Raw genomic sequence first — 15,273 nt, forward strand, 5'->3', positions numbered from 1 at the left:
CAGCAATGTTTTGAATTTCAGGAAAGAAGGAGATCATATCAAAAATAATGTCACTTCCAGCGGCTTGCTGGATGAATTCGAAGGAACTGTTCAAGGACATCGCGATGGGCACGGCTTCGTGCAGCGCGACGACGGTGAAGCAGACATCTACCTGCCGCCGAACGAAATGCGCGCGGTGTTGCACAAGGACCGCGTCAAGGCGCGCGTCGTGCGCCAGGACCGCCGCGGTCGCCCCGAAGGGCGCGTGGTGGAAATCGTCGAGCGTCCCGAGCAGCCCATCATCGGGCGCCTGTTGCACGAAGGCGGCATCTGGCTTGTTGCACCGGAAGACAAGCGCTACGGCCAGGACGTCCTGATCCCCAAGGGCGCAACCGGTCCCGCGAAGGTGGGGCAGGTGGTTGTCGTGCAACTCACCGAGCCGCCGGCTCTGTTCGGCCAGCCCGTTGGCCGCGTGAAAGAAGTGCTGGGCGAGATCGACGATCCCGGCATGGAGATCGAGATCGCCGTGCGCAAGTACGGCGTGCCGCACGAGTTTTCCGCGGAGTGCCTGGCCGAAGCCAAGGCATTGCCCGAGAAGGTCCGTCCCGCCGACAAGAAGGGACGCGTCGACCTTACCGACATTCCGCTCGTCACCATCGACGGTGAAGACGCGCGCGACTTCGACGATGCCGTGTACTGCGAACCCGCGAAGGTGGGTCGCGGCAAGGGCTGGCGCCTGCTGGTTGCCATCGCCGACGTCAGCGCCTATGTGCAGACCGGCTCGGGCATCGACATCGACGCCTACGACCGCGCCACCAGCGTGTACTTTCCGCGCCGCGTGATTCCGATGCTGCCCGAGAAGCTGTCGAACGGCCTGTGCTCGCTCAACCCCGAGGTCGAGCGCCTGTGCATGGTGTGCGACATGCTGGTCGCGGCCGACGGCGAGATCTACGCGTACCAGTTCTACCCGGCCGTGATGTTCAGCCATGCGCGCTTCACGTACACCGAGGTGGCTGCCATCCTCGGCAACACGCGCGGCCCCGAAGCTGCCAAGCGCAAGGACCGCGTCAAGGACCTGCTGAACCTAGCCGACGTCTACAAGGCACTGCTCAAGCAGCGCGGCAAGCGTGGCGCGGTCGACTTCGAAACCACCGAGACGCAGATCATCTGTGACGACGCCGGCCGCATCGAAAAGATCGTGCCGCGCACGCGCAACGAGGCGCACCGCCTGATCGAAGAGGCAATGCTCGCGGCCAACGTCTGCAGCGCCGACTTCATCGCCGAAGGCAAGCACCCGGGCCTGTACCGCGTGCACGAAGGCCCGACGCCCGAGAAGAAGGAAATCCTGCGCGGCTATCTGAAGGCCATGGGTGTCGGCCTGAGCATCACCGACGATCCCAAGCCGGGCGAGTTCCAGGCGATCGCCGATGCCACCAAGGAGCGCCCCGACGCGCAGCAGATCCACACCATGCTGCTGCGCTCGATGCAGCAGGCGATCTACACGCCGATCAACAGCGGCCACTTCGGCCTGGCCTACGAGGCCTACACGCACTTCACGAGCCCGATCCGGCGCTATCCGGACCTGCTGGTGCATCGCGTGATCAAGGCGATCCTGTCGAAGACGCGCTACCAGCTGCCGATGCTGCCCACGCCCGGCGAGGCGCATGCCAAGTTGGCCAAGCGGCTCGCGTCGCGTGTGAAAGCGCCAACCAGCAAGCCGCAGAAGGCCACTGTCGCTCCCACCAAGGAAGTGCTGGCATGGGAAGCCGCAGGCCTGCATTGCAGCGCCAACGAGCGCCGCGCCGACGAGGCCAGCCGCGACGTCGAGGCCTGGCTCAAGTGCAAGTACATGCGCGAGCATCTCGGCGAGGAATACGGCGGCGTGGTCACTGCGGCCACGACCTTCGGCATCTTCGTCACGCTTGATGCGATGTACGTCGAGGGCCTGGTGCACATCACCGAGCTCGGCGGCGAGTACTTCAAGTTCGACGAGATGCGCCAGGAGCTGCGCGGCGAGCGCACCGGCATCCGCTATGCCATCGGCACGCGGGTGCGGGTGCAGGTGAGCCGCGTCGACCTGGACGGCCGCAAGATCGACTTCCGCCTCGTGCGCGAAGGCGAAGAGCTCACGGCCCGTGCCATGAAGGACAAGGGTGCGGCATCATCTGGCGTGCCGGTCAAGGCCTCGGCCAAGCGCAGCACGCGTCACAAGGCTGAGGCCGGCAACGCCGAGTCGCGCGCAGAGCGCGGCTCCTCGGCCACGGCCGGGCCGCAGTCGGCGATGCAGGCCTTCAAGTCGGCGGTCAAGAAGGCCGCCAACAAGATGAAGGGGCGCAAGCCGCGCCGCTGAAGCAAGCCTCGCACGCCGCACGAACCATCGACAAACCGAAAAGAGAAAGAGACAGACAGCATGAGCGCTGAAGACAACAAGGGCCGCATCGCCATCGTCACGGGTGCGGGTTCCGGCATCGGCCGCGCCGCCGCGCTGGCGCTGCTGGGTGACGGCTGGAGCGTGGTTCTGGCGGGGCGCCGCCTGGAGCCGCTGGAACAGGTGGCGCAAGAATCGGGTGCCGGTGCGCGCGCCTTCGCGGTGTCGACCGACGTGTCCAACGCGGACTCGGTGCAGGCCCTGTTCGCCGCCACCGTCGAGCGCTTCAGCCGCGTCGACCTGCTGTTCAACAACGCCGGCGTGGGCAACCCGCCGGGCCCGTTCGAGGACTGGACGCCCGAGCAATGGCAAGGTGTGGTCGACATCAACCTGACCGGCATGTTCTTCTGTATCCAGCAGGCGTTCCGCACGATGAAGGCGCAGACGCCGATGGGTGGCCGCATCATCAACAACGGCTCCATCTCGGCCACCGCTCCACGGCCGAACTCGGCCGCCTACACGGCGACCAAGCACGCGGTCGAAGGGCTGACCAAGACCGCGTCGCTCGACGGCCGCAAGTACGACATCGCCGTGGGGCAAGTGGACGTGGGCAATGCCATGACCGAACTGGCCGCGCGCATGGCCAAGGGCGTGCCGCAGGCCAGCGGTGAACTCGCGATCGAGCCGCTGATCGACGTCAAGATCGTGGGCCAGTCGGTGCTCTACATGGCGAACCTGCCGCTGGAAGCCAACGTGCTGTTCCACACCATCATGGCGACGAAGATGCCCTTCGTCGGGCGCGGCTAAAAAGCTCGCGTCAGGCGGGCGCGCGGCGGGCCAGCGTGCCGGCCGTGAGCGGGGCTGCATCGGCCGGCCATGTGTCGGCGATGTGGCCGTGTTGCCAGACGGCTTCGCGCGCTGCTTCGAAAGCAGGCTGGCGCATGGCCAGCGCCGCGCCGATCATGCCGGCCAGCACATCGCCGGTGCCTGCGGTCGCGAGGCTGGCGTTGCCGGTCAAGTTGATGACTGGCAGGGTGTCGGCGGTGCCGGCAACGACGGTGCCCGAACCCTTGAGCACGACCACGACGCCGAAGCGCGCGGCGAGCTGACGGGCGGCGGTCAGCCTGTCGGCTTGGACATCGCCGACGGTGCAACCCAGCAGGCGTGCAGCCTCCAGCGGATGTGGCGTGATCACGGTGGGCGATCCGCTTTTCCCCCGGGACGTCAGCTGTGCTTGCAGCGCGCCATCGGCTGCGATGGCGTTGAGCGCGTCGGCATCGAGCACCAAAGCGGCCGCCGTCGAGAGCACGCGCGGCAGCAGTTCTCGCACCGCCTCCCCACCGCCGCAGCCGCACACCGCCGTCATGCCTGACAGGTCGAGCGTTCGGGCGTCCCGCAGCATCAGTTCGGGTTGGGCGGTGTCGACGGGGGCCGCGCTCGGGTCGAGCAATCCGACGAACACGCGTCCCGCGCCGCCATGCAGTGCCGCCGAGCCGGCCAGCAAAGCGGCGCCCGCCATGCCGGACGCTCCGCCGATCACCGCGACATCGCCGTAGCTACCCTTGTGCGAGGCATGGGTGCGCGGGTGCGCATCGGGTTCTCCCGCGATTCGGGCCACCGGTTGATCCTTGAACGCGCTGCAACCCAGATCGTCGAACCACACCGTGCCCGCCGCATCGCGGCCCTGGGCAGTGAACAGGCCGGGCTTCAATGTGAGAAAGGTGATGCAGGTGCGGGCCGACGCTTGCACGTGGTCGATGCCGCGGGGTAGGGTGCCGGTGTCCGCATTCAAGCCCGATGGCACGTCGACGCAGAGCACGGGTTGGCCGCTCGCATGCATCTTCGCCAGCCACTCGGCCATCGTGCCTTCGGGCGGCCGCGTCGATCCGATGCCGAGCAGCGCGTCGATGGCCAGTTCGTAGGCTGAAGGCGGCGTCGATGCAAAGGTGACGCCCGCATCGCGGGCACGCTGCAGCGAAGCCTTGGCGTCCGGTGGCAAGCGGCTTTCATCTCCCAGGAATGTGACTGCCGGAAAGAAGCCTCGATGACGCAATTGCGCCGCAGCCTCGAAACCATCGCCGCCGTTGTTTCCCGGCCCGCAAGCCACCCAGATCGTCCGCGCATGCGGCGCAATCGCCATCGCGAGCCGCGCTACCGCAAGGCCGGCGCGCCGCATCAGCGTGTGGGCGGGCAGGGCGGCCGCCGCGGCATGCTCGATTCGGCGCGTGGCGGCGATGTCGAACAACTCGGCAGCGGTGGCGGAGGTGATGCGTTGCATCGGCGCATTGTGCCGTCGTGCTGTCTCCCTATCATCCGGGGATGAGCTTCAAAGGCGTCGGTTGGCTGCTTGTCCTGCTTTTCGCAGCGCTTGTCTTTTTCCTCGCTGCGACGATGGCGTGGATTGCGGGGCTGGGATGGGTTCTGGGCCTGTTGTGCGCCGTATGGGGCGTCTTCCTGCTGGCAGAGCTGAAGCGGTGGGTGTCTCTGCGGGACGTGGCCTGGGCCGCCAATGTCGGCTTCGGCTGCAGCGTGATCCGGTGGTTCGACGTCCCGGGTGAAACTGCTTCCGGCCCGATGCGTCTGGCCCTGCTGGGTGCCGCTGCGCTGTGCCTGATTTTCTTTGCGCTGCTCAGCCCCGGACTGCTGGGATGGATTGCGAGCAGGCTTCGCCCACCGCCGGAGCCCGCGCTGCCTGTAGAGCAGCCTGCGAGCCCCGAGGCCCTGCGCAGGTGGGGTCCTAAAGACTGAGCCGTTCGACCCCGAGTCCTTCGAGGTCGATGCCCGGGTCCTGTCCAGCGATCAGGTCGCCCAGCACGCGCGCGCTGCCGCACGACAGCGCCCAGCCGCTCGACCCATGGCCGAGGTTGAGCCACACACCGGGAATGCCGCTGGCACCCAGCACCGGTGGACCGTCCGGCAGCATTGGCCGTGCGCCTTTCCATTGCTGCACGCCGGACTGCAGCGTGGCTGCGCCCGGGAACCAGTCGTGCAGCACCTTGTAGAGCGTTTGCACCGCGGCCGGGTTCATCGTGTCGAGCGAGCCGCCGATCTCGGCGCTGCCAGCCACCCGCACGCGCTGGCCCAGGCGGGAGATGGCGACCTTGTAGCGCTCGTCCATCACCGCGCTGCGCGGCGCGTTGAGCGGCTCGCGGATCGGCGCGCTCACCGAATGGCCGTAGACCGGGGCCATCGGGATGCGCAGGCCCAGCGGCCGCAGCAGCGCGGCCGAAGCCAGGCCGGCGCACACCACGACTGCGTCGTAGCGCACGGGGTCGGAGCCGCTCGCCAGCGACAGCGAGGTGGGCGCCGCGCGGCTCAGCGGCGCGATGTCGCAGTTGAAATGAAACTGCGCGCCGAACGACTCGGCCTCCCATTTGAGCAGCAGCGCGAACTGGCGGCAGTTGGCCACTTCGTCTTCGGGCAGGTGGATGGCGCCTGCCAGCGGGGTGTCGGGGTTGAGGGCGGGCTCGATCAGCCGGGCCTCGTCGGCGTCGATTTCCTTGAAGACGCTGCCCGCCGAGCGCAGCACCTCCAGCCCGGCTTGCACCAGTTTCTTGTCGCGCTTGGAACGCAGCAGCACCAGGTAGCCGTCGCTGCGTTCGTAGCTGAGCTCGCGCGCCTCGGTCACCTCGTGCAGTCGATTGCGACTGTAGAAGGCCAGGCGCTGCATGCGGGCGCGGTTGGCCAGGTAGGTTTCGAGCTTGCAGGCTTTCTGCCAGCGCGACAACCAGCCGAGATCGCGCGAGCCTAGCGGCCAGCGCAGCTTGATGGCGCCGTGCGAGGACAGCAGTGAGCGCAGCACCTTGCCGCGCATGCCGGGGGCGGCCCACGGCGTGACGTACCCGGGAGCGACCACGCCGGCGTTGGCGAAGCTGGCTTCTTCTGCGGCGGCGCCCCTGCGCTCGAACACGGTCACTTCATGGCCGTCGGAAACCAGTTCCCAGGCGGTGGTGACGCCGATGATGCCGGCGCCCACGATCGCGATTTTCATTGAATGTTCTGAATAAGAGAGATGGCTGACGCCCGTGAGGTGGGCCGTGTCAGCTGTTAATTTTGCAGCGCGCGCTCGGTCTGGAGTGCTACAGCAAGCACGGCGTCGTCGTGCAGCGCGGCATGCCACAGCATCAGGCCAACCGGCAGTTCGCCGTCGGCGTGGCAGGGCAGCGAGATCGCGCAGCCGTCGAGCATATTGATGATCGACGGGTTGCGCAGCAGCAATGCATTGACGCGGAAGAATTCGTCGTCACGCTCGGCGCCCGGCGCCACGCTGGCGATGGATGGTGCGGTGATCGGCACTGTCGGCGACAGCACGGCGTCGAACGGCGCGAGCGCGGTTTCGACTCGGGCGATCCAGTCGCGACGGGCATGGATCAGGTCGATGTATTCATGCGCTTTCATCGTGGCGCCGCGCAGGATGCGTTGGGCCACGCGTGGGTCGTAGCCTGCGCCGCTGCGCTCCAGCAGCAGGCGGTGCCAAGCGTGCGACTCGGCGGCCGAGAAGCCGCCGGTGGCATTGATGGTGGCCAACTCGGCGAGTTCGGGCAGTTCGATTTCCACGATGCGGGCGCCGGCTGCGCGGAGCGCCTTCAGCGAGCGCTCGAAGGCGGCGGCCACGGCGGGCTCGATGCCGTCGAAGAAGACGTTCTTCACCACGGCCAGCCTGTAGGCGGCCAGAGGGGCGTTGCCGGCGGTCACTCGCCGGGCCGCGAGGATCTCGTGCGCGGTGATGGCGTCGCGAACCGAGCGCGTCATGGCGCAAACGGTGTCCAGAGTGGTCGAGAGCGGCAGCGCGCCGTTGGCGGGCGTCAGCCGGGCCGTGTTCTTGAAGCCGACGATACCGTTCAGCGCCGCCGGGATGCGGATCGAGCCGCCGGTGTCGGAGCCCAGGCCGATGAACGCGGCCCCGCTGGCCACCGAGATCGCGGCGCCGGACGACGAGCCGCCCGGAACGCGCGGCGTAGCGGCGTCGCTCACGTTGGCTGGCGTGCCATGGTGAGGGTTGATGCCAACGCCCGAGAAAGCGAATTCCGTCATGTTGGTGCGGCCGGTCAGCACGCCGCCCGCGGCGCGCAGCCGCGCCACGGCGAAGGCGTCGGCCCTGGCGGCTGGTCCATGGGCCAGGACCACGGAGCCGGCGGGCGTTGGCTGGCCTTCGATGTCGAACAGGTCCTTGGCGGTGAAGGCGAGACCCGAAAGCCGGCTGTCGGGGTTCGACCCGGCGGCAGCCTGCCGGGCCTCGTCGAACATGGTGCGGGTGAAGACGTGCGCGCAGACCGGGGACTGGGCGATGCCGATGGCGCGCTCCATTTCGGTGCGTGCATCGGAGCCACCTGCCAGAAGGTCGAGACGGGTGGCGTGAAGGTCGTTCATGAGTGGAGGCAGAGGCCGTGCAAGCGGCTCGGGTTCAGGGAGGAAGGGGGCGACGGCCGTGCTATACTCTTTGGGTTTCGCTGGCTGAGCGACGGCTCCCGTTGCACCCAGTCAAACACATCCGCAAACCGGCCCAATCAAGGTGTTGTGACTCCATTCGAAAAGAGCACAAAACGGGCTGGATTTTAGACCCAACCTTTGGAGTAATTTCAATGTCTACCACCATGCGCGAAATGCTGGAAGCAGGTGTCCATTTCGGTCACCAAACCCGCTTCTGGAACCCCAAGATGGCCCCGTACATCTTCGGTCATCGCAACAAGATTCACATCATCAACCTGGAAAAGTCGCTCCCGATGTTCCAGGACGCGATGAAGTACGCCAAGCAGCTCACCGCCAACCGCGGCACGATCCTGATGGTCGGCACGAAGCGCCAGGCCCGTGAAATCGTGGCGGCAGAAGCCCGTCGCGCCGGCGTGCCCTTCGTCGACACCCGCTGGCTCGGCGGCATGCTGACCAACTTCAAGACCGTCAAGACCTCGATCAAGCGTCTGAAGGACATGAAGGCCCAGCAGGAAGCCGGCCTCGACTCGCTGAGCAAGAAGGAGCAGCTGACCTTCTCGCGCGAAATCGAGAAGCTCGAAAAGGACATCGGCGGCATCCAGGATATGGCCGCGCTGCCCGACGCCATCTTCGTGATCGACGTGGGCTTCCACAAGATCGCCGTGGCCGAAGCCAAGAAGCTCGGCATTCCGCTGATCGGCGTGGTTGACTCCAACCACTCGCCCGAAGGCATCGACTACGTGATCCCTGGCAACGACGACTCGTCGAAGGCTGTCACGCTGTACGCCCGCGGCATCGCCGACGCGATCATCGAAGGCCGCAACAGCGCCACCGGTGACGTGGTCAAGGCCATCGCCGAAGGCAATGGCGACGAATTCGTCGAAGTCGAAGAAGGCGCTTCGGCCTGATTGGCGCGCCTGCGAGCCTGAAGAAGGGGCTTTGGTGCCCCTTTTTTTTAACCTGATTTTTGGATTTACGGAGATACCACAAATGGCTGCAATCACCGCAAGCATGGTCGGCGAACTGCGCGCAAAGACCGACGCGCCGATGATGGAGTGCAAGAAGGCCCTGACGGAGGCCGACGGCAACATGGAAAAGGCCGAAGAGCTGCTGCGCATCAAGCTCGGCAACAAGGCTGGCAAGGCATCGGGTCGCATCACCGCTGAAGGCGTGGTCACGGCTTTTGTCGACGGCGCTGCCGGCGGCATGATCGAAATCAACTGCGAAACCGACTTCGTCACCAAGAACGACAGCTTCCTGGCCCTGGCCAACGCCGCCGCCATGCTGGTCGCGAAGAACAACCCCGCGGACATCGCTGCGCTGGGCGCACTCGCCTATGAGCAAGACGGCTTCGGCCCCACGCTCGAAGACGTGCGCAAGGGCCTGATCGGCAAGATCGGCGAGAACATGAGCTTCCGCCGCTTCAAGCACTTCGCTGGCAACGGCAAGCTGGCTTCGTACCTGCACGGCACGCGCATCGGCGTGATGGTCGAGTTCGAAGGCGACGACACGTCGGCCAAGGACGTGGCGATGCACATCGCCGCCATGAAGCCGGTCGCCATCCAGGCATCGGACGTGCCTGCCGACCTGATCGAAAAAGAGCGCGCAGTTGCCAAGGGCAAGGCCGACGAAGACCGCAAGACCGCCGAAGCCGAGGGCAAGAAGCCGCAGCCGGACGACATCGTTGCCAAGCGCATCGAAGGCGGCGTGCAGAAGTTCCTCAAGGAAGTCTCGCTGCACAACCAGCCGTTCGTGAAGAACGACAAGCAGACCGTCGAGCAGATGCTCAAGGCCGCCAGCACCACGATCAAGGGCTTCACCCTTTACGTGGTCGGCGAAGGCATTGAGAAGAAAGTTGACGACTTCGCAGCCGAGGTGGCCGCGCAAGTTGCAGCGGCCAAGGCTGCTGCTTAAGCCTTTAAGGCTCAACGGCGGTGCGCCCACGCGCGCCGCCGTTTTTTCATCGCTACGTTTTACACTCGTCCCAGTCCAACCAAAGGAAATTGCCCATGTCTGATGCCCGCCCAGCCCACAAGCGAATCTTGTTGAAGCTGTCGGGAGAGGCGTTGATGGGCGATGACGCCTTCGGCATCAACCGCGCGACCATCGTGCGAATGGTGCAGGAGGTGGCCGAGGTCGTGAACATGGGCGTGCAGGTGGCGGTCGTGATCGGTGGAGGCAACATCTTCCGCGGCGTCGCGGGGGGCTCGGTCGGCATGGACCGCGCCACGGCCGACTACATGGGCATGCTGGCCACGGTCATGAACTCGCTGGCGCTGGCCGATGCAATGGACAAACAGGGCCTCGTGGCTCGTGTGATGTCCGCCATTGCCATCGAGCAGGTGGTCGAGCCCTATGTGCGCCCCAAGGCCCTGCAGTACCTCGAAGAGGGTAAGGTCGTGGTGTTCGCAGCCGGCACGGGTAACCCGTTCTTCACCACCGACACGGCCGCTGCGCTGCGCGGTGCCGAGATCGGTGCCGAACTGGTGCTCAAGGCGACCAAGGTCGACGGCGTCTACACCGCCGATCCCAAGACCAACCCCGACGCAACGCGCTATGTCTCGCTCAGCTTCGACGAGGCGATCGCAAAGAATCTCGGCATCATGGACGCCACGGCCTTTGCGCTGTGCCGCGACCAGAAGCTGCCGATCAAGGTGTTCTCGATTCTCAAGAACGGCGCATTCAAGCGCGTCGTCATGGGCGAGGACGAGGGCACGCTGGTGCATGCCTAGGAGTATTTGAGATGACCATTGCAGATATCCGCAATGCGACCGACGCGAAGATGAATCAGTCGCTCGCCGCATTCCAGAACAACCTTACGAAGATCCGTACCGGCCGCGCCAACTCTGCGCTGCTCGACTCGATCCATGTCGAGTACTACGGCTCGCAGGTGCCGTTGAGCCAGGTGGCCAACGTGTCGGTGCTCGATTCGCGCACCATCAGCGTCCAGCCTTGGGAAAAGGGCATGGGCGCCAAGATCGAGAAGGCCATCCGCGAAAGCGACCTGGGCCTGAACCCCGCCTCCATGGGCGACCTGATCCGCGTGCCGCTGCCCGCCATGAGCGAAGAGCGCCGCAAGGAAATGACCAAGCTGGTCCGCAACGAAGGCGAAACCGCCAAGGTCGCCACGCGTAACCTGCGCCGCGATGCGAACGAGTCGGTCAAGAAGCTGGTCAAGGACAAGCTGGCGTCGGAAGACGACCAGAAGCGCGCCGAGGCCGAGATCCAGAAGGTCACCGACCGCCACATCGCGGAAATCGACCGCCTGGTCGCGGCCAAGGAAGCGGAGATCATGGCCGTTTGAGGCCTGTCATGGCCTCTTCAGCGCCACGCATTCCCCACCACGTTGCCATCGTCATGGACGGCAACGGCCGTTGGGCCACGCGGCGCTTCCTGCCCCGCGTCGCGGGGCACAAGCAGGGTGTCGAATCGCTGCGCCGCTGCGTCAGGGCCTGTGCCGACCGCGGCGTGGGCGTGCTCACGGTGTTCGCGTTTTCGTCCGAGAACTGGAACCGTCCCGTCGAGGAAGTCTCCGGCCTCATGGACCTGATGGTCGGTGCACTCGCCCGCGAGGTGCCCAAGCTCAGCGCCGATGGCGTGCGGCTGCATTTCGTCGGCGAACGGGCCGGCCTGTCGCCGAAGATGGTGAAGGGCCTGGTCGACGCCGAGCTGGCCACGGCGCACAACACGCGCATGGTGCTCAACGTCTGCTTCAACTACGGCGGCCGCTGGGACATCGCGCAGGCCGCCGCCAGGCTGGTGGCGCAGGGCGATGCGATCACCGAGGCGAGCCTCGACCGCGCCATGGCCCTGGCCCATGTGCCCGACCCCGACCTGTTCATCCGCACGGGCGGCGAGCAACGGTTGTCCAACTTCCTGCTCTGGCAGAGTGCCTACGCCGAGCTTTTCTTCAGCGACAAGCTGTGGCCCGAATTCGACGAAGCTGCGCTGGACGAGGCCATTGCCGCGTTCCAGGGCCGTGAGCGGCGCTTCGGCCAAACCTCGGCACAGGTCAAGACCGCCACGGCCTGAGGGCCTGACAACCTCCCGCATGCTCAAACAACGCATCCTCACGGCGATCGTGCTGCTCGCGATCCTGCTGCCAGCGCTGTTCTATCGAAACTACATCCCCTTCGCCTGCGTCATGCTGGTGTTGATCGGCGCTGGCGCCTGGGAGTGGGGGCGTCTGAATGGATACGGCCAACGGCTGTCGGTGTTTCTCGGCGTTGAAACGGTGGTGCTGTGCGCGCTGTCCTGGTGGCTGGGGCTGCTGGAGCAGCCGTTGGTCTTGATGTGGACCCTGGCCAGTGCGGCCTGGGTGCTGGGCGGCGCAGCGCTGCTGCGAGTGGCGGTGCCGGGCTGGCCCCGTATTCCGCGCGGGCTGCGGTTGGTCGGCGGTTTGCTGGCGCTGTGGGTGGCATGGCTCGCTGCAGTGCAGGCACGCATGATCGGCATCAACTTCCTGCTGTCGATCCTGGTGCTGGTGTGGGTGGCCGACGTGTTCGCCTATTTCGCCGGCCGCGCCTTCGGCCTGAAGTTCACCCGCAACAAGCTCGCGCCCGCGATCAGTCCCGGCAAGAGCTGGGAAGGTGTGTGGGGCGGAATGATCGGCGTGGTGGTGCTGGCCTTTGCCTGGGTCTGGGCCGACAAGGCCACCGGCGCGACCGTGGCCAGCCTCTATACCCGTCTCAACGAGCGGGGCTGGTGGCTTTTGCTGCTCGCCGCGCTGTTCCTCGCGGCCATGAGCGTCGTGGGTGACCTCGTCGAATCTCTCATCAAGCGCAGCGCCGGCGCCAAGGACAGCAGCCGGCTGCTGCCCGGCCACGGCGGCGTCCTCGACCGCGTGGATGCCCTCTTGCCGGCGCTTCCCATTGCCATGATGCTGGCTTTCCTGTGAACACACCCAGAAGACAACGCGTCACGGTGCTCGGCTCGACCGGTTCGGTCGGCGTGAGCACGCTCGACGTCATTTCGCGGCACCTCGAGCGTTTCGAGGTGTTTGCCCTTTCGGCGGCTACCAAGGTCGACGAGTTGCTGGCGCAGTGCGCTCAGTTCTCGCCCCGGTTCGCCGTGATGGCCAGTGCGCCGCATGCTGCGTTGCTGGCTGAAAAGTTGAAGCAAAACAGCCTGAAAACGGTTGTTCTGGCGAGCGATGATGCTCTCGAAACGATAGCGTCTCACGACGAAGTCGATGCTGTGATGGCCGCCATCGTCGGTGCGGCGGGCCTTGGCCCTTGCCTGGCCGCCGCGCGCGCCGGCAAGCGGCTGCTGCTGGCCAACAAGGAAGCGCTGGTCGTCGGCGGCGAACTCTTCATGCGTACCGTGCGCGAAGGCGGCGCGACGTTGCTGCCTATCGATAGTGAGCATTCGGCCATCTTCCAGTCGCTGCCTGAAGACCCGTCCACCTGGGCGCGGCGTATCGACAAGATCATCCTGACCGCATCGGGTGGCCCGTTCCGCACTCGTGCGCCGGAAACCCTGGGTACGGTGACGCCCGAACAGGCCTGCGCCCATCCGAACTGGGTCATGGGCCGCAAGATTTCGGTCGACTCGGCCACCATGATGAACAAGGCCCTCGAAGTGATCGAGGCACGTCACCTGTTCGGCGTCGCGCCTGATCAGATCGAGGTCGTCATTCATCCGCAGAGCGTGGTGCACTCGATGGTGCAGTTCACCGATGCTTCGGTCATCGCCCAGCTCGGCACGCCCGACATGCGGGTGCCGATCGCGGTGGGCCTGGCTTGGCCTGAGCGCATTGAGAGCGGTGCGGCGCGGCTCGACTTCCGCCAAATGGCCTCGTTGACTTTCGATGCGCCCGACGCAGCACTCTTTCCCGGACTGGGCCTGGCATGGCACGCGCTGCGCGCCGCGCCGGGCACGACGGCGGTGCTCAATGCCGCCAATGAGGTCGCAGTTGAAGCTTTCCTGAACCGCCGCCTGCGTTTTGATTGCATACATGCGGTCAACATGGAAACTTTGGAAAGGGTCGCCCCCTCCAAGCCGGCATCGCTGGCCGACCTGCTGGCGATCGATGCCAGCGCCCGCGCGGCGGCCAATGCCGCGGCGCTGCGTTTCGCAGCCTGACCTGACGACCCTCCGTAGAGACCAAGGACCCCGATGCTGCTCACTGTCATAGCCTTTGTGGTCGCACTCGGTGTCCTGATCGCGGTGCACGAATACGGACACTACCGCGTGGCTGTTGCCTGCGGCGTCAAGGTGGAGCGCTTCTCCGTCGGATTCGGCAAGGCGCTGCTGCGCTGGCAGCCCAAGCGCCAGCATCCGGGGCAACAGACCGAGTTCGTCATCGGTGCATTCCCGTTCGGCGGCTACGTCAAGATGCTCGACGAGCGCGAGGGGCCGGTCGCGCCTGAAGAGCGCCATCGCGCCTTCAACACCCAGCCTTTGCGTTCCCGAGCGGCCATTGTTGCGGCGGGGCCGATCGCCAATCTGCTGCTGGCTGTCGTGCTTTACACGGCCGTCAACTGGATCGGCGTGCAGGAGCCGGTCGCCAAGCTCGCGCGGCCGGTGGCCGCCTCTCTGGCCGAAGCGGCGGGCCTGCGCGGCGGCGAGCACATCACGCAAGCGGGCTTCGATGGCGACCTGTCGCCGGTCCAGTCCTTCGAGGATCTGCGCTGGCGCATGACGCGTGGCGCGCTCGATGGCCATGACCTGACGCTCGAAGTCGCAGGGGAACCCGGCCGGCCTGCGCGCCAGCTGGTGCTGCCGCTGAGCCGCATGGAGACCAAGGACGCCGATCCGCAGATGTTCCGCAAGATCGGCGTCGTCGCACCCCTGACCCGGCCTGAGATCGGCGAAGTCATGGCGGGTAGTGCGGCGGAAAGCGCCGGCCTGCGCAACGGCGATGTGGTGCGCGCCATCGGCGACACGGCCATCGTCGACGGGCAGCAGCTGCGCGAGGTGATCCGGGCGTCGGTCGATGGTGACCAGCCGCGCACCCAGGCCTGGCAGGTCGAGCGCGGCGGCCAGCCGCTCAAGATCGACGTGAAGCCCGAGGTGCGGGAGGAGGGCGGCGTCAAGGTGGGGCGCATCGGCGCCTACGTTGGTGCGCCGCCCGAAATGGTGACGGTGCGCCAGGGGCTGGTCGACGGTGTCTGGCGTGGTGTGGTGCGCACCTGGGAGGTGTCCGCGCTGACCGTGCGCATGATGGGCAAGATGGTCATCGGCGAGGCTTCGCTCAAGAACCTGAGCGGTCCGCTCACGATTGCCGACTACGCTGGCAAGTCCGCAAGCCTCGGTTTTACTCAGTATCTGGTCTTCCTGGCGCTCATCAGCGTGAGCCTCGGAGTCCTCAATCTCATGCCGCTGCCGGTCCTCGATGGGGGACACCTGATGTATTATCTTTGGGAGGGCCTGACCGGCAAGAGCGTCTCCGACGCTTGGATGGAACGGCTTCAGCGCGGGGGTGTGGCCCTGCTGCTGGTCATGATGTCGGTCGCACTCTTCAACGACGTCACACGGCTCTTTGGTTAACTTTC

14 protein-coding genes are annotated in these 15,273 nt (G+C 66.1%); 11 read left to right on the forward strand and 3 right to left on the reverse strand.

The window, feature by feature from the left end; genetic code table 11:
• Positions 1-64 precede the first annotated feature (64 nt).
• On the forward strand, positions 65-2,329 hold the full coding sequence (gene rnr / locus BMW87_RS02345) for a ribonuclease R (RefSeq protein WP_371258766.1): 2,265 nt from the start codon (positions 65-67) through the stop codon (positions 2,327-2,329).
• A gap of 60 nt (positions 2,330-2,389) precedes the next feature.
• Entirely contained in the window at positions 2,390-3,154 is a 765-nt protein-coding gene (locus tag BMW87_RS02350) for an SDR family oxidoreductase (RefSeq protein ID WP_093073865.1), read from the forward strand.
• A 10-nt stretch (positions 3,155-3,164) separates the two neighbouring features.
• Here BMW87_RS02350 and BMW87_RS02355 read toward each other — a convergent pair whose 3' ends face one another.
• Positions 3,165-4,625: an NAD(P)H-hydrate dehydratase gene (locus tag BMW87_RS02355; RefSeq protein ID WP_093073867.1), complete on the reverse strand. Its 1,461-nt coding sequence runs from the start codon at positions 4,623-4,625 to the stop codon at positions 3,165-3,167.
• Positions 4,626-4,666: 41 nt separating this feature from the next.
• Here BMW87_RS02355 and BMW87_RS02360 point away from each other — a divergent pair, with 41 nt between their 5' ends.
• Positions 4,667-5,095, forward strand: a complete 429-nt coding sequence (locus BMW87_RS02360; RefSeq protein ID WP_093073869.1) for a hypothetical protein — start codon at positions 4,667-4,669, stop codon at positions 5,093-5,095.
• On the opposite strand, the gene BMW87_RS02365 is transcribed toward BMW87_RS02360, so the two are convergent.
• Both BMW87_RS02365 and BMW87_RS02370 read right to left on the reverse strand, forming a co-directional pair.
• A complete protein-coding gene (locus BMW87_RS02365) occupies positions 5,085-6,338 on the reverse strand; it encodes a D-amino acid dehydrogenase (protein ID WP_093056539.1) in 1,254 nt (417 codons plus the stop codon). The genes BMW87_RS02360 and BMW87_RS02365 overlap by 11 nt on opposite strands.
• Positions 6,339-6,394: 56 nt before the next feature.
• On the reverse strand, positions 6,395-7,717 hold the full coding sequence (locus BMW87_RS02370) for an amidase (protein WP_093073871.1): 1,323 nt from the start codon (positions 7,715-7,717) through the stop codon (positions 6,395-6,397).
• A 212-nt stretch (positions 7,718-7,929) separates the two neighbouring features.
• Here BMW87_RS02370 and rpsB point away from each other — a divergent pair, with 212 nt between their 5' ends.
• From rpsB to rseP, 8 genes are all read left to right on the forward strand, one after another.
• Complete coding sequence (gene rpsB / locus BMW87_RS02375) at positions 7,930-8,685, forward strand: 30S ribosomal protein S2 (RefSeq protein ID WP_093056541.1); 756 nt, start codon at positions 7,930-7,932, stop codon at positions 8,683-8,685.
• Between the two features lie 82 nt (positions 8,686-8,767).
• Positions 8,768-9,691 (forward strand): translation elongation factor Ts, encoded by a 924-nt coding sequence (tsf, locus tag BMW87_RS02380; RefSeq protein WP_093056542.1) that lies wholly within the window; start codon positions 8,768-8,770, stop codon positions 9,689-9,691.
• Between the two features lie 95 nt (positions 9,692-9,786).
• Positions 9,787-10,509 (forward strand): UMP kinase, encoded by a 723-nt coding sequence (gene pyrH, locus BMW87_RS02385; RefSeq protein ID WP_093056543.1) that lies wholly within the window; start codon positions 9,787-9,789, stop codon positions 10,507-10,509.
• Between the two features lie 11 nt (positions 10,510-10,520).
• Positions 10,521-11,081: a ribosome recycling factor gene (gene frr / locus BMW87_RS02390; protein ID WP_093056544.1), complete on the forward strand. Its 561-nt coding sequence runs from the start codon at positions 10,521-10,523 to the stop codon at positions 11,079-11,081.
• Between the two features lie 8 nt (positions 11,082-11,089).
• Positions 11,090-11,809, forward strand: coding sequence for a polyprenyl diphosphate synthase (gene uppS / locus BMW87_RS02395; RefSeq protein WP_093073873.1), 720 nt, complete (start codon positions 11,090-11,092; stop codon positions 11,807-11,809).
• Between the two features lie 19 nt (positions 11,810-11,828).
• Positions 11,829-12,674 (forward strand): phosphatidate cytidylyltransferase, encoded by an 846-nt coding sequence (locus BMW87_RS02400; protein WP_093056546.1) that lies wholly within the window; start codon positions 11,829-11,831, stop codon positions 12,672-12,674.
• Positions 12,671-13,861: a 1-deoxy-D-xylulose-5-phosphate reductoisomerase gene (gene ispC, locus BMW87_RS02405; RefSeq protein WP_093073875.1), complete on the forward strand. Its 1,191-nt coding sequence runs from the start codon at positions 12,671-12,673 to the stop codon at positions 13,859-13,861. Before BMW87_RS02400 ends, ispC begins: the two co-directional genes overlap by 4 nt.
• 33 nt (positions 13,862-13,894) lie before the next feature.
• Positions 13,895-15,268, forward strand: coding sequence for an RIP metalloprotease RseP (gene rseP, locus BMW87_RS02410; protein WP_093073877.1), 1,374 nt, complete (start codon positions 13,895-13,897; stop codon positions 15,266-15,268).
• Positions 15,269-15,273 lie beyond the last annotated feature (5 nt).

The sequence above is a fragment of the Variovorax sp. OV084 genome (genome assembly GCF_900111625.1).
In the GTDB taxonomy this organism is placed as follows: domain Bacteria; phylum Pseudomonadota; class Gammaproteobacteria; order Burkholderiales; family Burkholderiaceae_C; genus Variovorax.

Excerpts from the sequence above, each read along its gene's own strand:
- BMW87_RS02350 (WP_093073865.1), top strand. The coding sequence starts at position 2,390 with ATGAGCGCTGAAGACAACAAGGGCCGCATCGCCATCGTCACGGGTGCG.
- BMW87_RS02355 (WP_093073867.1), bottom strand. The coding sequence starts at position 4,625 with ATGCAACGCATCACCTCCGCCACCGCTGCCGAGTTGTTCGACATCGCC.
- BMW87_RS02360 (WP_093073869.1), top strand. The coding sequence starts at position 4,667 with ATGAGCTTCAAAGGCGTCGGTTGGCTGCTTGTCCTGCTTTTCGCAGCG.
- BMW87_RS02365 (WP_093056539.1), bottom strand. The coding sequence starts at position 6,338 with ATGAAAATCGCGATCGTGGGCGCCGGCATCATCGGCGTCACCACCGCC.
- BMW87_RS02370 (WP_093073871.1), bottom strand. The coding sequence starts at position 7,717 with ATGAACGACCTTCACGCCACCCGTCTCGACCTTCTGGCAGGTGGCTCC.
- rpsB (WP_093056541.1), top strand. The coding sequence starts at position 7,930 with ATGTCTACCACCATGCGCGAAATGCTGGAAGCAGGTGTCCATTTCGGT.
- tsf (WP_093056542.1), top strand. The coding sequence starts at position 8,768 with ATGGCTGCAATCACCGCAAGCATGGTCGGCGAACTGCGCGCAAAGACC.
- pyrH (WP_093056543.1), top strand. The coding sequence starts at position 9,787 with ATGTCTGATGCCCGCCCAGCCCACAAGCGAATCTTGTTGAAGCTGTCG.
- frr (WP_093056544.1), top strand. The coding sequence starts at position 10,521 with ATGACCATTGCAGATATCCGCAATGCGACCGACGCGAAGATGAATCAG.
- uppS (WP_093073873.1), top strand. The coding sequence starts at position 11,090 with ATGGCCTCTTCAGCGCCACGCATTCCCCACCACGTTGCCATCGTCATG.
- BMW87_RS02400 (WP_093056546.1), top strand. The coding sequence starts at position 11,829 with ATGCTCAAACAACGCATCCTCACGGCGATCGTGCTGCTCGCGATCCTG.
- rseP (WP_093073877.1), top strand. The coding sequence starts at position 13,895 with ATGCTGCTCACTGTCATAGCCTTTGTGGTCGCACTCGGTGTCCTGATC.